We start from the raw sequence: 1,697 nt of genomic DNA, 5'->3' as shown, positions 1-1,697 counted from the left end.
GGCGAGAGGCAATGAACCAATTCGCCATCCTCTACGCAGACCGATTCACCAGGACCGGCTCGTAGCCTCGTAGAAGCGCCTCAAACACAGAATTTCTGACACACCCGGCCCGATCCTCCGTCATTCAAGATACAACCTCAATCCGCCATCCAGATGGAAATGGAAATCGGCTGATCGAGGGCTGTTCGACATTCAACTCAACGCTGTGAATCCAACGAAAACCAGCGCCACGTAGACAATGAAAAGCGCACCCCACATCAGCGCCCGGCCCAGGTATCTCGCGGACTCCGGCCCCATCAAGCGCGGAGCGAGCAGCGCAAAGGCCCCCAGCGCTCCAATCAGGGTATCCTTCCCCGCGGAAGAGCCTCGCCTGCTTCTGATCCAAAGCACCATGTAATACATGCACAAGGCAATGAAGATGCATGCGGGGGCCATTATTCCCGCGACTACCAATACAACCATATTCAAGGCCCAAACCAGCTCTTAACTTTGTCAACCGCGCTCTTCACCGCTGGAACCACCTCATTCCGTATTGAAAGCGTGCGAGTCTGTTGACCGCCCACGGCGACCCCCAATTGCGGTCCGAAGGAGATCGTTCCACCCGTCACCCGTCCATCGGCACTCTTCTGTATGCCGACTCCGACCGCCTTGTAGCCTGCTTCAATGCTGAGGGACTGCTCTGCCTTGTTGCTCATGAAGTCACCCTCCTGGAGCCCAACCTCGACTGCGGTTTTCCCCAGCAGCTTCCCTGCGCTCACGACGGGAATGTCGGAGTCAATGATGATGCCCGCATCCCAAGACCCGTTTGTCTTTGACACTCCGATTCCGAACGAGGCGCCACCAACAAATGGAACTTTCAACTTCACCCCGATGTGGGCGAGCCAGTTGAACAGATATCCGAAGGCCGCGGTCTGAGCACCGTTTGAGAATTTTCCGCCGCCGAGCACCGAGGCCGTTCCACCGATCACGGCACTGGCAATGGTTCCCCCGACCGCTTGATTGCCGATGAAATCACCAAAGCTGTTCTTGTACTCGAGCGTCGCCTGAGAGAAGGCGGCGCTCAACATGCCCGCGCCGCACTTGCCTCCACCGGCCGCGGTGGTCACACACCCCACCACCCCATGCACCGCCACGGCTTGCCAAGAGCTCTCGCCCCAGCCGCCCATGCCGCTTCCGGAGAAAGCCCCCGTCTGCGTGATCAGGTCCCCCGCCAGGTTGAACGCCCCGGCCGTGAATGCCCCTTGCAGCGCGCCTTTCAGGTTGCCCGAGGAGATCGCGCCGCTGATGAACCCCGACATCGCCGCATTCGCGAATCCATTCGTGATCCCGAATTCCAGCAGCGCGCCGGGCACATACATGTTGACCACGACCATCACCGCGATCCTGAGGATCGGGTTCTTCATGATCTTCTTCCAGATCTTCGACAGGAACGAATACCCCGTCGGATCCGTGCAAATCAGCGGGCTGTTGAAGCAGTACCCATACCTGTCGTAGTTCTGCAGGTTCAGCATCTCCTGCACGAACGGATCGGGCTGCATCATCCGCCCGATGTTGGGGTCGTACAACCGGCCGTTCATGTGGATGATGCCCAGGTCATCCAGGTGCTCGTGCCCGGTGAAGCCCCGGTCCGTGCCCGCGCTGCCGTCGGTGGTCCAGTCCACCACCAGGTTGCCGTAGGCGTCGTAGCTGCTGTTGGT

1 protein-coding gene is annotated in these 1,697 nt (G+C 59.5%); it reads right to left on the bottom strand.

Features of this window, described 5'->3' with window-relative positions; translation table 11 throughout:
- Window positions 1–464: 464 nt before the first annotated feature.
- Window positions 465–1,697 (bottom strand): RHS repeat-associated core domain-containing protein (locus tag CDN99_RS24610; protein WP_141100974.1); only part of this gene is annotated, 1,233 nt, incomplete at its 5' end.

Source organism: Roseateles aquatilis (assembly GCF_002205645.1).
Classification (GTDB): Bacteria; Pseudomonadota; Gammaproteobacteria; order Burkholderiales; family Burkholderiaceae_C; genus Roseateles; species Roseateles aquatilis.
The sequence above is the reverse complement of the archived record's forward strand: the minus strand, read 5'-3'. Positions and strand labels throughout refer to the sequence as shown.